We start from the raw sequence: 21,913 nt of genomic DNA on the forward strand, positions 1-21,913 counted from the left end.
ATCTTTGCGAATAGTATAGGTGAGGAGGTAAGTATGGTTCAAGAAATTGCACAAGAAATCATTCGTTCAGCCCGGAAAAAAGGAGCGCAAGACATTTATTTTGTCCCCAAGTTAGACGCCTATGAGCTTCATATGAGGGTAGGAGACGAGCGCTGTAAAATCGGTTGTTATGATTTTGAAAAATTTGCGGCCGTCATCAGTCACTTTAAGTTTGTGGCGGGTATGAATGTTGGAGAAAAGAGACGTAGTCAACTTGGTTCCTGTGATTATGCCTATGACCAGAAGATGGCGTCTCTACGTCTATCTACTGTAGGCGATTATAGAGGGCATGAGAGTTTAGTTATTCGTTTGTTGCATGATGAGGAGCAGGATTTGCATTTTTGGTTTCAGGATATTGATGAATTGGGCAAGCAGTACAGGCAACGGGGACTTTATCTTTTTGCTGGCCCAGTCGGCAGTGGCAAGACAACCTTGATGCATGAATTGGCTAAATCTCTCTTTAAAGGACAGCAAGTTATGTCCATTGAAGATCCTGTCGAAATCAAGCAGGACAACATGCTCCAGTTACAGCTAAATGAAGCAATCGGACTGACCTATGAAAATCTGATTAAGCTTTCCCTACGGCATCGTCCTGATCTCTTGATTATCGGAGAAATTCGTGACAGCGAAACGGCGCGTGCAGTGGTCAGAGCTAGTTTGACAGGGGCGACAGTCTTTTCAACCATTCACGCCAAGAGTATTCGAGGTGTTTATGAGCGCCTGCTGGAGTTGGGTGTGAGTGAGGAGGAATTAGCAGTCGTTCTGCAGGGAGTCTGCTATCAGAGATTAATCGGGGGAGGAGGAATCGTTGACTTTGCGAACAAAGGCTATCAAGAACACCAGCCAACTAGCTGGAATGAGCAGATTGACCAGCTTCTTGAAGATGGACATATCACAAGTCTTCAGGCTGAAACGGAAAAAATTAGCTACAGCTAAGCAAAAAAATATCATCACCTTGTTTAACAATCTCTTTTCCAGTGGTTTTCATCTGGTGGAGACCATTTCCTTTTTAGATAGGAGTGCTTTGTTGGACAAGCAGTGTGTGACTCAGATGCGCACGGGCTTGTCTCAGGGGAAATCATTCTCAGAAATGATGGAAAGTTTGGGATTTTCAAGTGCTATTGTCACTCAGTTATCCCTAGCGGAAGTCCATGGCAATCTTCACCTGAGTTTGGGAAAGATAGAAGAATATCTGGACAATCTGACCAAGGTCAAGAAAAAATTAATTGAAGTAGCGACCTATCCTTTGATTTTGCTGGGATTTCTTCTCTTAATTATGCTGGGGCTACGGAACTACCTACTACCACAACTGGATAGTAGCAATATTGCCACCCAAATTATCGGCAATCTGCCACAAATTTTTCTAGGAATGGTAGGGTTTGTTTCCATACTTGCCCTTTTAGCACTAACTTTTTATAAAAGAAGTTCTAAGATGCGAGTTTTTTCTATCCTAGCACGCATTCCTTTCTTTGGAATATTTGTGCAGACCTATTTGACAGCCTATTATGCGCGTGAATGGGGGAATATGATTTCGCAGGGAATGGAGCTGATGCAGATTTTTCAGATCATGCAGGAACAAGGTTCCCAACTCTTTAAAGAAATCGGTCGAGATTTGGCTCAAGCCCTACAAAATGGTCAGGAATTTTCTCAGACTATAGGAACCTATACTTTCTTTAAAAAGGAGTTGAATCTCATCATCGAGTATGGGGAAGTCAAGTCTAAGCTGGGGAGTGAGTTGGAAATCTATGCTGAAAAAACTTGGGAAGCCTTTTTTACCCGAGTCAATCGCACCATGAATCTGGTGCAGCCACTGGTCTTTATCTTTGTGGCTCTGATTATCGTTTTACTTTATGCGGCAATGCTCATGCCCATGTATCAAAATATGGAGGTAAATTTTTAAAATGAAAAAAATGATGACATTCTTGAAAAAAGCTAAGGTTAAAGCTTTCACACTTGTAGAGATGTTGGTGGTCTTGCTCATCATCAGTGTGCTTCTCTTGCTCTTTGTACCTAATCTGACCAAGCAAAAAGAAGCAGTCAACGACAAAGGAAAAGCTGCTGTTGTTAAGGTGGTGGAAAGCCAGGCAGAGCTTTATAGTTTGGAAAAAAATGAAGATGCTAGCCTAAGTAAGTTACAAGCAGATGGGAGAATCACAGAAGAACAGGCTAAAGCTTATAAAGAATATCATGAAAAACAAAATAAGACTCAAACGGTCGCGGATTAAGGCCTTTACCATGCTTGAAAGTCTCTTGGTTTTGGGACTTGTGAGTATCCTTGCCTTGGGTTTGTCAGGCTCTGTCCAGTCTACTTTTGCGGCGGTAGAGGAGCAGATTTTCTTTATGGAGTTTGAAGAACTTTATCGGGAAACTCAAAAACGCAGTGTAGCCAGTCAGCAAAAGACTAGTCTGAACTTAGATGGGCAGACGATTAGCAATGGCAGTCAAAAGTTGATAGTCCCCAAAGGGATTCAGGCACCATCAGACCAAAGTATTACATTTGACCGAGCTGGAGGCAATTCGTCTCTGGCTAAGGTTGAATTTCAGACCAGTAAAGGAGCGATTCGCTATCAATTATATTTAGGAAATGGAAAAATTAAACGCATTAAGGAAACAAAAAATTAGGGCAGTGATTTTACTGGAAGCAGTAGTCGCTCTAGCTATCTTTGCCAGCATTGCGACCCTCCTTTTGGGACAAATTCAAAAGAATAGGCAAGAAGAAGCAAAAATCTTGCAAAAGGAAGAAGTCTTGAGGGTAGCTAAGATGGCCTTGCAGACAGGTCAAAATCAGGTAAACATAAATGGAGTTGAGATTCAGGTGTTTTCTAGTGAAAAGGGATTGGAGGTTTATCATGGTTCAGAACAGTTGTTGGCTATCAAAGAGCCATAAGGTCAAGGCTTTTACCCTGTTAGAATCCCTGATTGCCCTGGTTGTCATCAGTGGAAGTTTACTTCTCTTTCAAGCCATGAGTCAGCTCCTCATTTCAGAAGTTCGCTACCAGCAACAAAGCGAGCAAAAAGAGTGGCTCTTGTTTGTGGACCAGTTGGAGGCAGAATTAGACTGTTCGCAGTTTGAAAAAGTGGAAGGCAATCGCATTTATATGAAGCAAGATGGCAAGGACATCGCTATCGGTAAGTCCAAGTCAGACGATTTTCGTAAAACAGATGCCAGTGGACGGGGTTATCAGCCGATGGTTTATGGCCTCAAATCCGCACAGATTACAGAGGACAATCAAGTGGTTCGCTTTCGTTTCCAGTTCCAAAAAGGCTTAGAAAGGGAATTTATCTATCGTGTGGAAAAAGAAAAAAGTTAAGGCAGGTGTTCTCATCTATGCAGTCACTATGGCAGCCATCTTTAGTCTTTTGTTACAATTTTACTTGAATCGACAAGTCGCCCACTATCAAGACTATGCTTTAAATAAAGAAAAGTTGGTTGCTTTTGCCATGGCCAAGCGAACCAAAGATAAGGTTGAGCAAGAAAGTGGGGAACAGGCCTTTAATCTGGGTCAGGTGAGTTATCAAAATAAGAAAACAAACTTGGTGACGACGGTTCGTACGCCTAAGAGCCAATATGAATTTATCTTTCCTTCCGTCAAAATTAAAGAAGAGAAAAGAGATAAAAAGGAAGAGGTAGCGACCGATTCAAGCGAAAAAGTGGAGAAGAAAAAATCAGAAGAGAAGCCTGAAAAGAAAGAGAATTTCTAGCCAATCAAGCTACTTTGTGCTAAACTAAAGATATGAAACATGATTTTAACCACAAAGCAGAAACTTTTGATTCACCTAAAAATATCTTCCTTGCAAACTTGGTTTGTCAAGCAGTCGAGAAACAGATTGATCTTCTATCAGACAAAGAAATTTTGGATTTCGGTGGAGGGACTGGGCTATTAGCCTTGCCTCTGGCCAAACAAACTCAATCTGTAACACTGGTGGATATTTCGGAGAAAATGCTGGAGCAAGCTCGCTTGAAAGCGGAGCAGCAAGACATCAAGAATATCCAGTTTTTGGAGCAAGATTTACTGGAAAATCCCTTGGAGCAAGAGTTTGATTGCATTGTTGTTAGTCGGGTTCTTCACCATATGCCTGATTTGGATGCGACTCTCTCACTGTTTCATCAACATTTGAAGGAAGATGGACAACTCCTACTTGCTGATTTTACCAAGACAGAAGCTAACCATCATGGATTTGAATTGGTTGAACTGGAAAACAAGCTAGCCCAGTTTGGTTTTTCATCTGTACATAGTCAGATACTCTATAGCGCTGAAGACCTGTTTCAAGGAAATTACTCAGAACTCTTTTTAACAGTAGCCCAAAAATCACTCGCCTAGTCAGGGAGTGATTTTTCTATAAGGATGGAAAAAAGAAGGGAAATTTGATAAGATAGGAATATGGATTTTGAAAAAATTGAACAAGCTTATACCTATTTACTAGAGAATGTCCAAGTCATCCAAAGTGATTTGGCGACCAACTTTTATGACGCCTTAGTGGAGCAAAATAGCATCTATCTGGATGGCGAGACTGAGCTAAATCAGGTCAAGGAGAACAATCAGGCTCTTAAGCGTTTAGCACTACGCAAAGAAGAATGGCTCAAGACCTACCAGTTTCTCTTGATGAAGGCTGGGCAGACAGAGCCCCTACAGGCCAATCACCAGTTTACACCAGATGCCATTGCTTTACTTTTGGTGTTTATTGTGGAAGAGTTGTTTAAAGAGGAGGAGATTACGATCCTCGAAATGGGTTCTGGGATGGGAATTCTAGGTGCTACTTTCTTGACCTCGCTTGATAAAAAGGTGGATTACTTGGGAATGGAAGTGGATGATTTGCTGATTGATTTGGCAGCTAGCATGGCAGATGTAATTGGTTTGCAGGCTGGTTTTGTCCAAGGAGATGCCGTTCGTCCACAAATGCTCAAAGAAAGCGACGTGGTCATCAGCGACTTGCCTGTTGGCTATTATCCTGATGATGCCGTTGCGTCGCGCCATCAAGTTGCTTCTAGCCAAGAACATACCTACGCCCATCACTTGCTCATGGAACAAGGACTTAAGTACCTCAAGTCAGACGGATACGCTATTTTTCTAGCACCGAGTGATTTGTTGACCAGTCCTCAAAGTGATTTGTTGAAAGGCTGGTTGAAAGAGGAGGCAAGTCTGGTTGCCATGATCAGTCTGCCTGAAAATCTCTTTGCTAATGCTAAACAATCTAAGACTATTTTTATCCTACAGAAGAAAAATGAAATAGCAGTAGAGCCTTTTATTTATCCACTTGCTAGCTTACAAGATGCAAGTGTTTTAATGAAATTTAAAGAAAATTTTCAAAAATGGACTCAAGGTACTGAAATATAAAATAGATTTTGTTATAATAGATGAAAACGCTTAAAAGGGGTATCATGTTATGACAAAAACAATTGCAATCAATGCGGGAAGTTCAAGTTTGAAATGGCAATTATACTTAATGCCAGAAGAAAAAGTATTGGCGAAAGGTTTGATTGAACGTATCGGTTTGAAAGATTCAATTTCAACTGTAAAATTTGACGGCCGTTCTGAACAACAAATTTTGGATATCGAAAATCACACACAAGCTGTTAAAATTTTATTGGATGACTTGATTCGTTTCGACATTATCAAGGCTTATGATGAGATTACAGGTGTTGGACACCGTGTTGTTGCCGGTGGAGAATATTTCAAAGAATCAACAGTTGTTGAGGGGGATGTTTTAGAAAAAGTTGAAGAGTTGAGCTTATTGGCTCCTCTCCACAATCCAGCCAATGCAGCAGGTGTTCGTGCCTTCAAGGAATTGTTGCCAGACATTACCAGTGTAGTTGTTTTTGATACTTCATTCCACACAAGTATGCCAGAGAAAGCTTATCGCTACCCTCTACCAACAAAATATTACACAGAAAACAAGGTTCGTAAATATGGTGCCCACGGTACAAGTCACCAGTTTGTAGCAGGAGAAGCTGCAAAACTCTTGGGCCGTCCATTAGAAGACTTGAAATTGATTACTTGCCACATCGGTAATGGTGCTTCTATTACAGCTGTTAAGGGTGGTCAATCTGTCGATACTTCAATGGGATTCACTCCACTTGGTGGTGTGATGATGGGAACACGTACAGGAGATATTGACCCAGCTATTATTCCTTATTTAATGCAATATACAGAGGACTTTAACACGCCTGAAGACATTAGTCGCGTCCTTAATCGTGAATCAGGGCTTATGGGTGTCTCAGGTAAATCTAGTGATATGCGTGATGTGATTGCTGCGAAAGAAGCAGGAGATCATGATGCTACCTTGGCCTATGAAATCTATATTGATCGTATCCAAAAACATATCGGTCAGTACCTTGCAGTACTAAACGGAGCAGATGCCATTGTTTTCACAGCAGGTGTTGGTGAAAATGCAACCGATGTACGTGAAGATGTTATCTCAGGTATCTCTTGGTTTGGCTGTGATGTTGATCCAGAAAAGAACGTCTTTGGTGTGACAGGAGACATCTCAACAGAGGCAGCGAAGATCCGTGTTTTGGTTATTCCAACTGATGAAGAATTGGTCATTGCCCGTGACGTTGAACGCTTGAAAAAATAAGCAAAACTAGTAAAAATATTCCGTACAAGAAGTTGGGAAAGAGATTTTTCCAGCTTCTTTTTCTGATGAAATTGTCCAAAACCTTGCTATGATTGGCTTTTTTGAAAAATATGGTATAATAGTAGTAATTTAATAGATGGAGTTGAGTTTTGAAGAAAAACTTTCGTGTAAAAAGAGAGAAAGATTTTAAGGCAATTTTCAAGGAAGGGACAAGTTTTGCCAATCGCAAATTTGTTGTCTACCAATTAGAAAACCAGAAAAACCATTTTCGAGTAGGTCTATCAGTTAGCAAAAAACTGGGGAATGCCGTCACTAGAAATCAAATCAAGCGACGAATTAGACATATTATCCAGAATGCAAAAGGGAGTCTGGTAGAAGATGTAGACTTTGTTGTCATTGCTCGAAAAGGGGTTGAAACCTTGGAATACGCAGAGATGGAGAAAAATCTACTCCACGTATTAAAGTTATCAAAGATTTACCAGGAAGGAAATGGGAGTGAAAAAGAAACTACAGCTGACTAGTTTGTTAGGTCTGTCCCTATTTATCATGACAGCCTGTGCAACAAATGGGACAACTAGCGATATTACAGCCGAATCGGCTGATTTTTGGAGTAAATTTGTTTACTTCTTTGCGGAAATCATTCGCTTTTTATCGTTTGATATCAGTATCGGAGTGGGGATTATTCTCTTTACGGTCTTGATTCGTACGGTGCTCTTGCCAGTCTTTCAAGTGCAAATGGTGGCTTCTAGAAAAATGCAGGAAGCTCAACCACGCATTAAGGCGCTGCGAGAACAATATCCAGGCCGAGATATGGAAAGCAGAACCAAGCTAGAGCAAGAAATGCGTAAAGTCTTTAAAGAAATGGGTGTCAGACAGTCAGATTCTCTTTGGCCGATTTTGATTCAGATGCCGGTTATCTTGGCCTTGTTCCAAGCTCTATCAAGAGTTGACTTTTTAAAGACAGGTCATTTCTTATGGATTAACCTTGGTGGTGTGGATACAACCCTTGTTCTTCCGATTTTAGCAGCAGTATTCACCTTTTTAAGTACTTGGCTGTCCAACAAAGCCTTGTCTGAGCGTAATGGAGCTACGACTGCGATGATGTACGGTATTCCGGTCTTGATTTTTATCTTTGCAGTTTATGCGCCAGGTGGAGTCGCCCTATACTGGACAGTGTCTAATGCTTATCAAGTCTTGCAAACCTATTTCTTGAATAATCCATTCAAGATTATCGCAGAGCGAGAGGCGGTAGTTCAGGCACAGAAAGATTTGGAAAATAGAAAAAGAAAAGCCAAGAAAAAGGCTCAGAAAACGAAATAATAAGGAGGAATCTGGTAATGGTAGTATTTACAGGTTCAACTGTTGAAGAAGCAATCCAGAAAGGATTGAAAGAATTAGATATTCCAAGAATGAAGGCTCATATCAAAGTCATTTCTCGCGAGAAAAAAGGATTTCTTGGTTTATTTGGTAAAAAACCAGCCCAAGTGGATATCGATGCTATTAGTGAAACGACAGTTGTAAAAGCAAACCAACAAGCTGTAAAGGGAGTTCCAAAGCAAATTAATGATTTGAATGAGCCTGTTAAAACAGTCAGTGAAGCAACTGTTGATTTGGGTCATGTTGTAGAAGCAATTAAAAAGATTGAAGAGGAAGGCCAAGGTATTTCTGATGAAGTCAAGGCTGAAATCTTAAAACATGAAAGACATGCCAGCACTATCTTAGAAGAAACTGGTCACATTGAGATTTTAAATGAACTTCAAATCGAGGAAGCGATGAGGGAAGAAGCGGGCGCTGATGACCTTGAAACTGAGCAAGACCAAACTGAAAATCAAGACTTGACAGAGATGGGCTTGAAAGTTGAGCCGAGCTTTGATATTGCCCAGGTGGCTACGGATGTGACTGCCTATGTTCAAGCGATTGTGGATGACATGGATGTTGAAGCCACGCTTTCAAATGATTATAACCGTCGTAGTATCAATTTGCAAATTGACACTAACGAACCAGGTCGTATTATCGGCTACCACGGTAAAGTCTTGAAAGCCTTGCAACTATTGGCTCAAAATTATCTTTATAACCGCTATTCAAGAACCTTCTACATTACAATCAATGTCAATGATTATGTTGAACACCGTGCAGAAGTCTTGCAGACCTATGCGCAAAAATTGGCGACTCGTGTTTTAGAAGAAGGACGTAGTCATCAAACAGATCCTATGTCAAATAGTGAACGCAAGATTATTCATCGTATTATTTCACGTATGGATGGCGTGACTAGTTACTCTGAGGGTGACGAGCCAAATCGCTATGTCGTTGTAGATACAGAATAAGTAGAATCAGGTTTATCCTGATTTTTTGCTAGCTAGAGGAGATGAAACAGATGTTGAATAAGTTAAGAGATTATTTAGACTTTGCAGGGATCCAGTACCGTAATCCTGATAAAGCAGGAGCAGAGCGAGAGAAAATGCTGGAATTGCGCCACAAAGGCCAAGAGGCTCGAAAGGCTTTTACAGAACTGGCTAAAGCCTTTCAAGCAAGCCATCCAGAATGGCAACTTCAACAGACTAGCCAGTGGATGAACCAAGCGCAGCGTTTGCGACCACATTTTTGGGTTTATCTACAGAGAGACGGACAAGTGGCAGAACCTATGATAGCCTTACGTTTATATGGAAGTTCTTCTGATTTTGGAGTCTCACTAGAAGTCAGTTTCATCGAGCGCAAGAAAGATGAGCAAACTCTAGGCAAGCAAGCCAAGGTTTTAGAAATTCCAACCGTTGAAGGGATTTATTATCTAGTCTACTCTGATGGTCAAAGTCAACGGTGGGAGGCGAACGAAGAAAATCGTCAAATTTTAAGAAATAAACTATCCAATCAGGAAGTCCGAAAAGTGCTAGTTAAGGCAGATGTTTCTTTTATTGAAAATCAATCATTGGAAGTGATTTTAGAAAAATTAGATGAAGCTTATGAGCGCTTACTTCCCTACTATCAGGCGACCAGAGGGTAGCAAATAGAATACTTATTTACGTCGAATTGTTTAATTGCTATTCTATGTATTTTTTCATATAATAGTAAAATAGAATGTGTGATTCAATAATCACCTCAAATAGAAAGGAAATTCTATGTCAAATCTATCTGTTAATGCAATTCGTTTCCTAGGTATTGACGCTATCAACAAAGCCAACTCAGGTCACCCAGGTGTGGTTATGGGAGCAGCTCCGATGGCTTACAGCCTCTTTACAAAACAACTTCGTATCAATCCAGCACAACCAAACTGGATTAACCGCGACCGCTTTATTCTTTCAGCTGGTCATGGTTCAATGCTCCTTTATGCCCTTCTTCACCTTTCTGGTTTTGAAGATGTTAGTATGGATGAGATCAAGAGCTTCCGTCAATGGGGTTCAAAAACACCAGGTCACCCAGAATTTGGCCATACGGCAGGGATTGATGCTACGACAGGTCCTCTAGGTCAAGGGATTTCAACTGCCACTGGTTTTGCCCAAGCAGAACGTTTCTTGGCAGCTAAGTATAACCGCGAAGGCTACAATATCTTTGACCACTATACTTACGTTATCTGTGGGGACGGAGATTTGATGGAAGGTGTCTCAAGCGAGGCAGCTTCATACGCAGGTTTGCAAAAACTGGATAAGTTGGTTGTTCTTTATGATTCAAATGACATCAACTTGGATGGTGAGACAAAAGATTCCTTCACAGAAAGTGTTCGTGACCGTTACAATGCCTACGGTTGGCATACTGCCTTGGTAGAAGATGGAACAGACTTGGAAGCAATCCATGCTGCTATCGAAGCAGCTAAAGCTTCAGGCAAACCATCTTTGATTGAAGTGAAGACGGTTATTGGATATGGTTCTCCAAACAAACAAGGAACGAATGCTGTACACGGTGCTCCTCTTGGAGCAGATGAAACTGCAGCAACTCGCCAAGCACTTGGTTGGGACTACGAGCCGTTTGAAATCCCAGAACAAGTTTATGCTGATTTCAAAGAACATGTTGTAGACCGTGGCGCATCAGCTTATGAAGCTTGGACAAAATTAGTTGCAGATTATAAAGAAGCTCATCCAGAATTGGCTGCAGAAGTAGAAGCCATCATCGACGGACGTGATCCAGTCGACGTGACTCCAGCAGACTTCCCAGTCTTAGAAAATGGTTTTTCTCAAGCAACTCGTAACTCGAGTCAGGATGCTTTGAACGTTGTAGCTGCTAAATTGCCAACTTTCTTGGGTGGATCAGCTGACCTAGCTCACTCAAACATGACTTATATCAAGACTGACGGACTTCAAGACGATGCCAATCGCTTGAACCGTAACATTCAGTTTGGTGTTCGTGAATTTGCAATGGGAACTATCTTGAACGGGATGGCCCTTCACGGTGGACTTCGTGTATACGGTGGAACTTTCTTCGTCTTCTCTGACTATGTGAAGGCAGCTGTCCGCTTGTCAGCCTTGCAAGGTCTTCCTGTGACTTATGTCTTTACCCATGATTCAATCGCAGTTGGGGAAGATGGTCCGACTCACGAACCAGTTGAGCATTTAGCAGGTCTTCGTGCCATGCCAAATCTAAATGTTTTCCGTCCAGCAGATGCGCGTGAAACTCAAGCAGCTTGGTACCTTGCAGTGACAAGTGAGAAAACACCAACTGCCCTTGTCTTGACACGTCAAAACTTGACTGTTGAAGATGGAACAGACTTCGACAAGGTTGCTAAAGGTGCCTATGTTGTCTATGAAAATGCAGCAGACTTTGATACCATCTTGATTGCGACAGGTTCAGAGGTCAATCTTGCTGTCTCAGCTGCCAAAGAATTGGCTAGTCAAGGCGCAAAAGTCCGCGTAGTCAGCATGCCATCTACAGATGTCTTTGATAAACAAGATGCAGCTTACAAGGAAGAGATTCTTCCAAATGCAGTCCGCCGTCGTGTTGCAGTCGAAATGGGTGCAAGTCAAAACTGGTACAAATATGTTGGTCTCGATGGTGCCGTTCTCGGTATTGATACCTTCGGAGCCTCTGCCCCAGCACCAAAAGTATTGGCAGAATATGGCTTTACTGTAGAAAATCTTGTAAAAGTCGTTCAAAACTTGAAATAATCCTAAAAATCAGGGCGCATGCTCTGGTTTTTATTACTAGAAAAGCAAGGTACAATCTTGTAAAAGTAGCTGAAATTTGATATAGTAGTCCTATGTAAAAGACAAAGGAGAAGACAATGAATCCAAATTATACATTTTTAATCATGCTAGCCCTTATGGTGGGCTTGATGTTCTTTACGCAACGTTCTCAAAAGAAACAAGCACAAAAACGTATGGAAAGCTTGAATAAACTACAAAAAGGCTATGAAGTGATTACAATCGGTGGACTTTACGGAACAGTCGATGAAGTAGATACGGAGAAGGGAACAATTGTTCTTGACGTAGATGGAGTTTACTTGACTTTTGAACTAGCTGCTATCAAGACCGTATTACCGCTGAAAGACACAGCTTCACTAGAAGGCGCAATTGAAAAATAAGACGGGATTACGAACTCCCGTTTTTCTATAAAAGAAAGGAAATGGGATGAAAAAATTAGTCTTTGTCTGTCTGGGAAATATTTGCCGTAGTCCTATGGCCGAGTTTGTTATGAAATCAATGACAGATAACTACGAAATCCAAAGTCGAGCAACTTCTTCTTGGGAACACGGCAATCCGATTCATAAGGGAACTCAAGGGATTTTTCAACAGTATCAGATTCCTTACGACAAAGCCAAAACATCGCTTCAGATTAGTAAGGAAGATTTTGAAGCCTTTGATTATATTATCGGAATGGACGCTTCAAATGTTTCTGACTTACGTCAGATGTGTCCAGTAGACTGTCAAGATAAGATTTACTCATTTGCATCTGAAAGTGTTCCAGATCCTTGGTATACAGGAGATTTTGAGGAAACCTATCGACGTGTTCAAGAGGGCTGTCAAGTTTGGCTAGAACGTTTAGAAAAGGAGAGTGAAGATGGAAAATCTTAAGAATTTTTACGAAAAGTATCGAGTGTATCTGACTCGTCCACGTCTCGAGCTTTTAGCAGTAGTTGCCATTGTTTTTTGTGCTGTACTCGTCTTTTTTCTAAATATTCCCGGAAAAGGTGTTCTAAAACTCGATAATGGAACGATTGTTTATGATGGCAGTCTTGTCCGTGGTAAAATGAATGGGCAAGGTACCATTACCTTCCAAAATGGAGACCAATATACAGGTGGTTTCAACAATGGAGCCTTCAACGGAAAAGGTACCTTTCAATCTAAAGAAGGCTGGACCTACGAAGGTGATTTTGTAAATGGTCAGGCTGAAGGAAAAGGAAAACTAACAACAGAACAAGAAGTCGTTTATGAAGGGACTTTTAAACAAGGCGTTTTTCAACAAAAATAAAGCCTCCTTATCAAAGGAGGTATTGTTAGAATGTTTAAGTAAGCGCTTACCTGTAAATCCCTATCTTTCCAAGTTCCTCTTCCAAGCAAGTTTGTGAAATAAAAAAACATTTGAAATAAATTTCACAAACTTTAAAGAAAAAGCTTGCTAAGAAAAGAAAATGACAAACATTTCACAAGGAACTAAAAATTCTTTGTGAAATGTTTATGAAACTGTTTACAAAGTTGAAATAATGCGTTATAATAAACTTGTGAAAAAATTAACAAAGGATTAAATCCTTGAAAGCTATGGAGGAAAATATGGCTGATAAAAAAACTGTGACACCAGAGGAAAAGAAACTCGCTGCTGAAAAGCATGTCGATGGCTTGGTGCAAAAAGCTTTAGTTGCTCTTGAAGAAATGCGTAAGTTGGATCAAGAGCAGGTTGACTACATCGTTGCCAAAGCATCAGTAGCAGCTTTGGATGCCCACGGAGAATTGGCTTTACATGCCTTTGAAGAAACAGGACGTGGTGTATTTGAAGATAAAGCAACTAAGAACTTGTTTGCTTGTGAACACGTAGTGAACAACATGCGCCACACTAAAACAGTTGGTGTTATTGAAGAAGACGATGTAACAGGTTTGACTCTTATTGCTGAACCGGTCGGTGTTGTCTGTGGTATCACTCCAACAACAAACCCAACATCAACAGCAATCTTCAAATCATTGATTTCATTGAAGACACGTAACCCAATCGTCTTTGCCTTCCACCCATCAGCTCAAGAGTCATCAGCTCACGCAGCTCAAATCGTTCGTGATGCAGCTATCGCAGCTGGGGCTCCTGAAAACTGTGTGCAATGGATTACTCAACCATCTATGGAAGCAACTAGTGCCCTTATGAACCACGAAGGTGTTGCGACAATCCTTGCAACAGGTGGTAACGCCATGGTAAAGGCTGCGTACTCATGTGGTAAACCAGCTCTTGGGGTAGGTGCCGGAAACGTTCCAGCTTATGTTGAAAAATCAGCTAACATCCGCCAAGCTGCACACGATATCGTCATGTCTAAATCATTTGATAACGGTATGGTCTGTGCATCTGAACAAGCGGTTATCATTGATAAAGAAATTTACGATGAATTTGTAGCAGAGTTCAAATCTTACCACACTTACTTTGTAAACAAAAAAGAAAAAGCTCTTCTTGAAGAGTTCTGCTTCGGCGTCAAAGCAAACAGCAAAAACTGTGCTGGTGCAAAATTGAACGCTGACATCGTTGGTAAACCAGCAACTTGGATTGCAGAACAAGCAGGATTTACAGTTCCAGAAGGAACAAACATTCTTGCTGCTGAATGTAAAGAAGTTGGTGAAAATGAGCCATTGACTCGTGAAAAATTGTCACCAGTTATCGCAGTTTTGAAATCTGAAAGCCGTGAAGATGGTATTACTAAGGCTCGTCAAATGGTTGAATTTAACGGTCTTGGGCACTCAGCAGCCATCCACACAGCTGATGAAGAATTAACTAAAGAATTTGGTAAAGCTGTTAAAGCTATTCGTGTTATCTGTAACTCACCTTCTACTTTCGGTGGTATCGGGGACGTTTACAATGCCTTCTTGCCATCATTGACACTTGGATGTGGTTCTTACGGACGCAACTCAGTTGGGGATAACGTTAGTGCCATTAACCTCTTGAATATCAAAAAAGTCGGAAGACGGAGAAATAACATGCAATGGATGAAACTTCCTTCAAAAACATACTTTGAACGTGATTCAATTCAATACCTTCAAAAATGTCGTGACGTTGAACGTGTCATGATCGTTACTGACCATGCCATGGTAGAGCTTGGTTTCCTTGATCGTATCATCGAGCAACTTGACCTTCGTCGCAATAAGGTTGTTTACCAAATCTTTGCTGATGTAGAACCAGATCCAGATATCACAACTGTAAACCGTGGTACTGAGATTATGCGTGCCTTCAAACCAGATACAATCATCGCTCTCGGTGGTGGATCTCCAATGGATGCTGCTAAAGTAATGTGGCTCTTCTACGAACAACCAGAAGTGGACTTCCGTGACCTTGTTCAAAAATTCATGGATATCCGTAAACGTGCCTTCAAATTCCCATTGCTTGGTAAGAAAACTAAATTCATCGCGATTCCAACTACATCTGGTACAGGATCTGAAGTAACACCATTTGCCGTTATCTCTGATAAAGCAAACAACCGTAAATACCCAATCGCTGACTACTCATTGACACCAACTGTGGCAATCGTAGACCCTGCCTTGGTATTGACAGTTCCTGGATTTGTTGCTGCGGACACTGGTATGGACGTATTGACCCACGCGACTGAAGCTTACGTATCACAAATGGCTAGCGACTACACTGATGGACTTGCACTTCAAGCCATCAAGCTTGTATTCGAAAACCTTGAAAGCTCAGTTAAGAATGCAGACTTCCACTCACGTGAGAAAATGCATAACGCTTCAACAATCGCTGGTATGGCCTTTGCTAATGCCTTCCTAGGTATTTCTCACTCAATGGCCCATAAGATTGGTGCGCAATTCCACACAATCCACGGTCGTACGAATGCTATCTTGCTTCCATATGTCATTCGCTACAACGGTACACGTCCAGCTAAGACAGCAACATGGCCTAAGTATAACTACTACCGTGCAGATGAAAAATATCAAGATATCGCACGTATGCTTGGCCTTCCAGCTTCTACACCAGAAGAAGGGGTTGAATCTTACGCAAAAGCTGTCTACGAACTTGGTGAGCGCGTAGGTATCCAAATGAACTTCAAAGCACAAGGAATTGATGAAAAAGAATGGAAAGAACATTCTCGTGAATTAGCCTTCCTTGCTTATGAAGACCAATGTTCACCAGCTAACCCACGTCTTCCAATGGTTGACCATATGCAAGAAATCATCGAAGATTCTTACTATGGCTACAAAGAAAGACCAGGACGCCGTAAATAATTGTTATCAGCCTAGAGGCAGGAGAAATCCTGTCTCTTTTTTTGTAATTCTATTTGAAAAATGGTATAATCATCGCATATATTTATTTGAAAATCAAATCTTTAATAATCATGCGAGGGGCAAATGAACAAGATAAATGAGTTAGGGGATAAAGTGCGACTTTTAAGAGAGGAGAAAGGACTTAGTCGTCCAGTTTTTTGCGGGGATGAGTCTGAATTATCAGTGCGTCAGTTGGTGCGGATTGAAAAAGGAGAATTTCGCCCGACGATAAAAACACTAGAATATATTGCAGAACGATTAGAAATTCCGTCCTACGTCTTGATGCCAGATTATAAGGAATTACCCAAGCGTTACCAAGAATTAAAGTACTTTCTTTTACATCATCCTGACTATGGAGACGAGGAGTTGCAGGAACAAAAGGAAGAATATTTTGATGAGATTTTTGAGTGTTTTTATGATGACCTGCCCCGTGATGAGAAAGTGCTAGTGGATTGTCTTCAAGCTATAGATGCAGTGAGAGCGACTAGTAATTCCTTATACGGAAGTGGTGTGATTGAAGACGGTCTTCAAGATTTACTATCCAGAGATGTATATAAAGCCGAGGACTTGTTGAAACTGAGACTGTATTTCAACTGTCAGTTAATGGATGGTTTAAATGTGGGTGAGATAAAAGAATCTGAGCATGAAACCATTCTTTGTTTTCATGACAAACTAAGTTCTCAGGTTGATAAGATAGAGTTCGATTGTTTGGACTTACTTAGAGATTCCTTGTTAGCTTCTTTAGCTTGTATAGAAATTATGGGGCTGTTTCATTATTTTAAGAGGGCAGTCGAGACCTTAAATAAAATAGGACAAAAAACACGAGATTTCCAAAAGCAACCGATTGTCTTGATGGTGGAGTGGAAATATTATATTCAGACCGATTATGATACAGCCAAACAAAAGTATGAAGAAGCAAAAATGATGGCGAGGATGTTTGGTAATGAGAAGTTACTCGTTAGTTTAGATAAGGAATGGAGCGAAGACTTAGAAAGGTATTATTAAATGATTTATAGGAGTGACATTTCTGTCATTGGGGAAATGTCGCTTTTTTGTTACAATGGATTCATAATAAAGAGAAAGGAATTTACTATGATTAAAATAATGATTTTTCTATTTATCACGGGTGGGTGGTGGACTTGAGTTTAGAGGAATGACATGCTAGAATTTGAAAGAATAAACAATGTTTTATTGACTGGTATGTCAGAAGTAGGAGATGTACTGCTCATTCGACAAACACTATCAAATCTTATTCAAGTAGAAATAAGAGTTAACGGCTATTTATTGGATTTGATCACAATAAAGTCTAAAAGATTAAAAATCTATCCCATAATTGGAATAGAAAAAAATGCACTTATTATTGTACGAGAAGTAAATGAGGGACTTGATATGACGTTGGAGAATAACAGGACATTTAGAGATTTTGATTTTTTTAGAAAATTAAAATAGAAATTTAAAAAGGAGAAATAAAATATGTGGCGTTGGGTATGGAAAATTGTAAAATGGATTCTGATTAGTTTGCTATGGGAAGCTATCTGGGGCTGGGTTAAACAATGGTTTAGTAAATAGGAGGAATTATTATGTGGAGTTTCGTATGGAGAATTATCAGATGGATTATTATTGACTGGATTTTAACAGCAATTTGGGGCTGGGTTAAACAGTGGTTCTAGTTTAGAAATTAATAGAACAGAGTTGATTTTTACATAAAATATTAGTAAAATTAGAAATTAATATAAAAAAATAATTGATAGTTATGTCTCAGTTTGAAAATGGGCATTCTCAAAAAGATTATAGACATAACTATCAACTATTTTAATTATAATATAAAAGGAGAAAAAATGAAAGTAGAGAACATTTCGTATAGGATAAATAGTCGGATACTGTTTAACAATATTTCTTTTGATACTTCAAATTCAGGTCTTACACTGATTACTGGAAAAAATGGCTCAGGAAAGTCAACATTATTGAAAGTATTACTAGGAATTGTTCAACCATATTCTGGCTCATTGATTTCTGAAGAAAAAGTTAGCTATGTTCCAGATTCTTCGGACAACTATTTCATTGGTTTATCTCCTAATTTATTATTCGGATTTTTACAGAAACAATTTTTTATTGAAACAAATTTGTTCGAAGAACGGTTAAGAGAATTACGAGAACAATTTTATTTGAATGAGAAATTAATGACACAAACAATTCAATCATTGTCATTAGGAGAAAAGAAAAAAGTAATGCTTATAGCAGCGTTTTTATTGGATTCGGACTTGTATGTTATGGATGAACCTTTATCAGGTTTAGATCAAATTTCGGTTGAAAATCTGCTTCAATTGATGGAGCAAAAGATAAATCTAGGCAAACACTTCATTATTGTAAGTCACGAGAGGCAAGAAATTTTACCGACAGTTGATCAGATTATTTCTTTGTAGAGGAAAGTTATATGGAAAAGTTTTATTACTCTATTACTCTATTATTCCTATCTCGACAGGGATACTGGAATGATTCGAATAATGTCAAGGAATTATCGTTGCTTCAATCGACTTACAAATATTTTCTTTCATCTGTTAGTTTGATTTTTATATTTTGTTTTGCTAAACAAGAAGTTTATAAGCTATTAAGTGAAAATCAAATTTTGGGTATCCTATCATACTTTGAATTAGTAAAAATACTTGTTCCTGCAATTTTGTTATTAGGAATAATTTATGAAAATATTTATGTTTTAAAAACTAAAACAGAGAGTACAATGAAGATATTTTTCAATGTCACAGGGAGAGAATTTTGGAATATAGTATTTTTAAAGAATTTAATTCTAGTTTCTCCAATCTTAGTAGTTATTTTTTTCTATGATATTTCTTTAGGAATATTTGCGTGCCTACTTGTTTTTTTACTTAATAGTATATTTTTTATATCGAAAATCAGGTATGTTAGGACAAGGTTTAAAAAATCGTTTAGTATGACCTATTTATTATCTGTCGTTGATGGTTTGACGGTGTTTAAAGCGATGACTATACCTGTATTTTCAACTTTTATGTTTATGTTCATGTGGTTGGTTTTACCAGATTTTTTAGGAATTGATATCTCGAATAAAGCGATGATATTGAACACAGCTTTATTTTCAGGGACAGTATTTTTTAGCAATAAAGGGATAAATTTTTATTTTCTTACTTTAAATAAGGACTTCCCTTATCTGAAGGCTGTGGGGGTTAATCTTAATAAGTTTATAAAAAAAAGAATTTGGTCTTTAAATTTTATTAGTATTTTAGTTCCGTCGATCTCGCTATATTTCTTTTTAAATTATCTGGGGTACGGTTTTATAGATATTTCCCTATTTCTTTTCGGAGTTTCTCTAGCATATTTTTTATGCCAAGGGATACAAATGTTAGAGATAATTATATTTAGAAAGTATCATTTCAAGAATGCGAAAGAATTAGATGCTTTTTCAATTCCTATAAATACAAGGATAACGTTGTACATTATTCGCTTCGTACCAGTTATGGTTTGCTTATTATTCAATCAAATTAAACTATTTGGTTTATGGGGCTTGATATTGTTAAATATAGTTTATATCAGTATTATTTATTGTAGTTTATATCGACATATGTTGTCAAAAGTAATTAAAGGAGATAATCATGTCCATTTTATCCATTAAAAATATTTCAAAGTTTTACACTTTGGACGGTAAACATCAAGAGCAGGCTCTAAGAAATGTTAACCTGCAGATTGCAAAAGGTAAAATTACAGCGATTTACGGTCCATCAGGCTGTGGCAAAACCAGTCTACTCAATATCATCAGCGGTTTAGATAGACAATATGAAGGAGATTTAGAGTTTAAAGGGGAATCCCTCCGTGACTTATCAGAGATTGAACTAACTCAATTTCGTAAAGATAAGATTGGATTTGTGTTTCAAAACTTTAACCTCATTCCTCATCAGTCTGTTTTGGACAATGTCAAGCTACCTCTCTATGTCAAAGATTTATCTGACAGGGAGATGACAATGGTTGCAAAGGAGCAATTAAGTAACTTGGGCATGGAGCCTTTTATGGCTAAAAATGTTAAACAGCTTTCTGGCGGGCAAAAGCAACGTGTAGCAATCGCGCGTGCTTTGGTGAATCAGCCTGATATGATTGTAGCAGATGAGCCAACGGGTTCGCTGGATTCTCAATCCCAAGAAATGGTATTGGAAGTATTTAAAAATTTAGCCCAAACAGGGAAAACAGTATTGATCGTAACCCATAATCCAGAGGTTGCCGAATATGCAGATGTGATTATCAAAATGAAGGATGGTGAAGTCGTTGAAGAAGTCAAAAAATAAAGGATTATCATTGAAAAACAAATTCAAACTTTCTTTAAATAACTTTATGGAAAGAAAGTGGCGTAACCTATTGATTGCGCTAGCAACCTCAATCGGTTTTGTAGGAGTCTTAATTTCTTTCGGCTTGGGAAATGCTTTGATTTCGATGATTGATGAAAATACGAATGGAGGTCAAATCCCTTCTCAAGTTCAGATTGCTTTAAACACAAAAAATGTTGGACGAGGCTTTTTGAACCAAGATGATAAGAACTATATCACGGATACAGTTGGCAAAGAAACTATTAAATATTTGGAGAGTCCTTTTGGGATGATCATGTCAAATATGACTATAGATGGTCAAGAAATGGATCTGAGTCAAACGATGCCTTCTTATGCTCAAGTGGTGAGTCTCTATGAGGATACAAGTATCTCTGTTAGTAGTAATGAGGCGGACAAAGTATTGGCTGGTTCCCTCTATACTGATGCAAATGAACAGGGATTGACGATTCCAAGCAGTTTACTAAAAAATTGGAATGAACAGACAGGAAAAAATCTGACAGCTAGTGATATTATTGGCAAATCAGTCTCAGCCAGCATTGTAGAAAATGATGCTGAAGCTAGCAAGACTGCTCAATTTCAAACAAAGATTGTACGTGTAATCAATGATGAAGATGACCTGGAGGACAGTAACAGTTTCATGCCGTCTCATCAAATGGAAACGATTTTGAAGGAGGCTGGATTTACAAAAGCTGTATCTTATTTTATCTTGGAACTCAAAGATCCATCACAAACAAAAGCGATAACAGAAGAATTGCAGAAAAACAAGAAGTATACTGTTCTTTCCCAACAGAAGGTTCTTGATATTGTGATTACTTTTATTCGTGTCATTCAGGGATTGTTGATTGTGCTTTCATCACAAGCTATTGTGGTAGCGGCAGTCATGATTGGTATCATCATTTACATCAATATCATGCAACGTTCTAAGGAAATAGGTGTCATGAAGGCAGTTGGTTATCAAAATCGTGATGTCAAAGGAATTTTTATTTACGAGGCTATCTGGATTGTAGGTATCGCCTTGCTGCTGGCATTTTCGGTTGCACAAGGGGTGGGAAGTTTGGCGAATGCGATTGTAAGTCACTTTTACCCATCCATCACTAAGGTTTTTGAATTAAATTTGTTATCTGTTTTAGGAACTCTAGCTTTCGCTCTACTACTTGGTTATGTATCAGCTTACTTCCCAGCACGTAAAATTAGTAAAATGGATCCTGTAGAATCGCTACGATATGAATAGTAAGGGATTTCCTTGATTTACAGTTTAAAAAAGAAACTGGTGAATTCCCAAACTAACTTCCACCGTTAATCCAAGTGGAAGTTAGTCTGATAAAAATCGTAAAAACCAGTGGAAATCCGTGTCAGGGTAAGTTCCACTGGTTTTAATCATGCTTGATTTTATTGCTTTTGTAACCAAAATGAATCGAAAAAAAGAGCGCACAAAATCCCCTTATCTGAAAGCGTTTCAGATTAAGTTCCGCTATGGTGGAAGTTAGTGTGAGACGTTTGAATGCGGTTAAAGATTAGTTTTTAGAACTTATGTTGGAGTAATGTAGAAGACTGACAGACGTCTTCTGC

25 protein-coding genes are annotated in these 21,913 nt (G+C 39.1%); all 25 read left to right on the top strand.

Translation table 11 applies throughout. The annotated features are described in order from the left end of the window. The first annotated feature begins 33 nt into the window (after positions 1-33). The 25 genes from comGA (at position 34) to HT689_RS08740 (ending at position 21,575) form a co-directional block, all read left to right on the top strand. The gene (comGA, locus tag HT689_RS08620; RefSeq protein ID WP_173227099.1) at positions 34-975 is read left to right on the top strand and encodes a competence type IV pilus ATPase ComGA; all 942 of its coding nucleotides are present in this window, start codon (positions 34-36) and stop codon (positions 973-975) included. Then, positions 923-1,939, top strand: coding sequence for a competence type IV pilus assembly protein ComGB (gene comGB / locus HT689_RS08625; protein WP_173227125.1), 1,017 nt, complete (start codon positions 923-925; stop codon positions 1,937-1,939). The genes comGA and comGB overlap by 53 nt, the downstream gene beginning before the upstream one ends. A gap of 1 nt (position 1,940) precedes the next feature. Then, positions 1,941-2,264: a comG operon protein ComGC gene (comGC, locus tag HT689_RS08630; protein ID WP_166731555.1), complete on the top strand. Its 324-nt coding sequence runs from the start codon at positions 1,941-1,943 to the stop codon at positions 2,262-2,264. Then, complete coding sequence (comGD, locus tag HT689_RS08635) at positions 2,227-2,661, top strand: competence type IV pilus minor pilin ComGD (RefSeq protein WP_050207886.1); 435 nt, start codon at positions 2,227-2,229, stop codon at positions 2,659-2,661. The genes comGC and comGD overlap by 38 nt, the downstream gene beginning before the upstream one ends. Further along, positions 2,624-2,926, top strand: a complete 303-nt coding sequence (gene comGE, locus HT689_RS08640) for a competence type IV pilus minor pilin ComGE (protein ID WP_000413380.1) — start codon at positions 2,624-2,626, stop codon at positions 2,924-2,926. The genes comGD and comGE overlap by 38 nt, the downstream gene beginning before the upstream one ends. Continuing rightward, entirely contained in the window at positions 2,889-3,350 is a 462-nt protein-coding gene (comGF, locus tag HT689_RS08645; RefSeq protein WP_173227095.1) for a competence type IV pilus minor pilin ComGF, read from the top strand. Before comGE ends, comGF begins: the two co-directional genes overlap by 38 nt. Beyond that, positions 3,328-3,741: a competence type IV pilus minor pilin ComGG gene (gene comGG, locus HT689_RS08650; protein ID WP_057488050.1), complete on the top strand. Its 414-nt coding sequence runs from the start codon at positions 3,328-3,330 to the stop codon at positions 3,739-3,741. Before comGF ends, comGG begins: the two co-directional genes overlap by 23 nt. A 32-nt stretch (positions 3,742-3,773) precedes the next feature. After that, entirely contained in the window at positions 3,774-4,361 is a 588-nt protein-coding gene (locus HT689_RS08655; protein WP_173227094.1) for a class I SAM-dependent methyltransferase, read from the top strand. A 60-nt stretch (positions 4,362-4,421) separates the two neighbouring features. After that, positions 4,422-5,375, top strand: a complete 954-nt coding sequence (locus HT689_RS08660; protein ID WP_173227092.1) for a class I SAM-dependent methyltransferase — start codon at positions 4,422-4,424, stop codon at positions 5,373-5,375. 49 nt (positions 5,376-5,424) lie between these two features. Next, on the top strand, positions 5,425-6,615 hold the full coding sequence (locus tag HT689_RS08665; protein ID WP_173227090.1) for an acetate kinase: 1,191 nt from the start codon (positions 5,425-5,427) through the stop codon (positions 6,613-6,615). Between the two features lie 149 nt (positions 6,616-6,764). Next, positions 6,765-7,136, top strand: a complete 372-nt coding sequence (gene rnpA, locus HT689_RS08670) for a ribonuclease P protein component (protein WP_173227087.1) — start codon at positions 6,765-6,767, stop codon at positions 7,134-7,136. Then, positions 7,111-7,935, top strand: a complete 825-nt coding sequence (locus tag HT689_RS08675) for a membrane protein insertase YidC (protein ID WP_261059677.1) — start codon at positions 7,111-7,113, stop codon at positions 7,933-7,935. Before rnpA ends, HT689_RS08675 begins: the two co-directional genes overlap by 26 nt. A gap of 17 nt (positions 7,936-7,952) precedes the next feature. After that, positions 7,953-8,939: an RNA-binding cell elongation regulator Jag/EloR gene (gene jag, locus HT689_RS08680; RefSeq protein WP_000260004.1), complete on the top strand. Its 987-nt coding sequence runs from the start codon at positions 7,953-7,955 to the stop codon at positions 8,937-8,939. A 50-nt stretch (positions 8,940-8,989) separates the two neighbouring features. Continuing rightward, positions 8,990-9,613, top strand: a complete 624-nt coding sequence (locus HT689_RS08685; protein ID WP_173227123.1) for a ribonuclease P — start codon at positions 8,990-8,992, stop codon at positions 9,611-9,613. Positions 9,614-9,728: 115 nt separating this feature from the next. Then, positions 9,729-11,705 (top strand): transketolase, encoded by a 1,977-nt coding sequence (gene tkt / locus HT689_RS08690; protein WP_173227081.1) that lies wholly within the window; start codon positions 9,729-9,731, stop codon positions 11,703-11,705. Between the two features lie 116 nt (positions 11,706-11,821). Next, positions 11,822-12,121, top strand: coding sequence for a preprotein translocase subunit YajC (gene yajC, locus HT689_RS08695; RefSeq protein ID WP_173227079.1), 300 nt, complete (start codon positions 11,822-11,824; stop codon positions 12,119-12,121). A gap of 46 nt (positions 12,122-12,167) precedes the next feature. After that, a complete protein-coding gene (locus HT689_RS08700; RefSeq protein ID WP_173227077.1) occupies positions 12,168-12,611 on the top strand; it encodes a low molecular weight protein-tyrosine-phosphatase in 444 nt (147 codons plus the stop codon). Then, entirely contained in the window at positions 12,598-13,008 is a 411-nt protein-coding gene (locus tag HT689_RS08705) for an MORN repeat-containing protein (protein ID WP_000429317.1), read from the top strand. The genes HT689_RS08700 and HT689_RS08705 overlap by 14 nt, the downstream gene beginning before the upstream one ends. Positions 13,009-13,307: 299 nt before the next feature. Beyond that, positions 13,308-15,959 (top strand): bifunctional acetaldehyde-CoA/alcohol dehydrogenase, encoded by a 2,652-nt coding sequence (gene adhE / locus HT689_RS08710; protein ID WP_173251830.1) that lies wholly within the window; start codon positions 13,308-13,310, stop codon positions 15,957-15,959. Positions 15,960-16,082: 123 nt separating this feature from the next. After that, positions 16,083-17,003 (top strand): XRE family transcriptional regulator, encoded by a 921-nt coding sequence (locus HT689_RS08715; protein ID WP_173227073.1) that lies wholly within the window; start codon positions 16,083-16,085, stop codon positions 17,001-17,003. 153 nt (positions 17,004-17,156) lie between these two features. Beyond that, on the top strand, positions 17,157-17,447 hold the full coding sequence (locus HT689_RS08720; RefSeq protein WP_138704848.1) for a hypothetical protein: 291 nt from the start codon (positions 17,157-17,159) through the stop codon (positions 17,445-17,447). Positions 17,448-17,836: 389 nt separating this feature from the next. After that, on the top strand, positions 17,837-18,421 hold the full coding sequence (locus HT689_RS08725; protein WP_000861995.1) for an ATP-binding cassette domain-containing protein: 585 nt from the start codon (positions 17,837-17,839) through the stop codon (positions 18,419-18,421). Between the two features lie 11 nt (positions 18,422-18,432). Further along, the gene (locus HT689_RS08730) at positions 18,433-19,641 is read left to right on the top strand and encodes a hypothetical protein (protein WP_173280973.1); all 1,209 of its coding nucleotides are present in this window, start codon (positions 18,433-18,435) and stop codon (positions 19,639-19,641) included. Further along, positions 19,622-20,305, top strand: coding sequence for an ABC transporter ATP-binding protein (locus HT689_RS08735; protein WP_173227069.1), 684 nt, complete (start codon positions 19,622-19,624; stop codon positions 20,303-20,305). Before HT689_RS08730 ends, HT689_RS08735 begins: the two co-directional genes overlap by 20 nt. Continuing rightward, positions 20,274-21,575: an ABC transporter permease gene (locus tag HT689_RS08740; protein WP_173227067.1), complete on the top strand. Its 1,302-nt coding sequence runs from the start codon at positions 20,274-20,276 to the stop codon at positions 21,573-21,575. The genes HT689_RS08735 and HT689_RS08740 overlap by 32 nt, the downstream gene beginning before the upstream one ends. Positions 21,576-21,913: the final 338 nt, after the last annotated feature.

Source organism: Streptococcus sp. 2342, from assembly GCF_013276795.1.
Lineage (GTDB): Bacteria > Bacillota > Bacilli > Lactobacillales > Streptococcaceae > Streptococcus.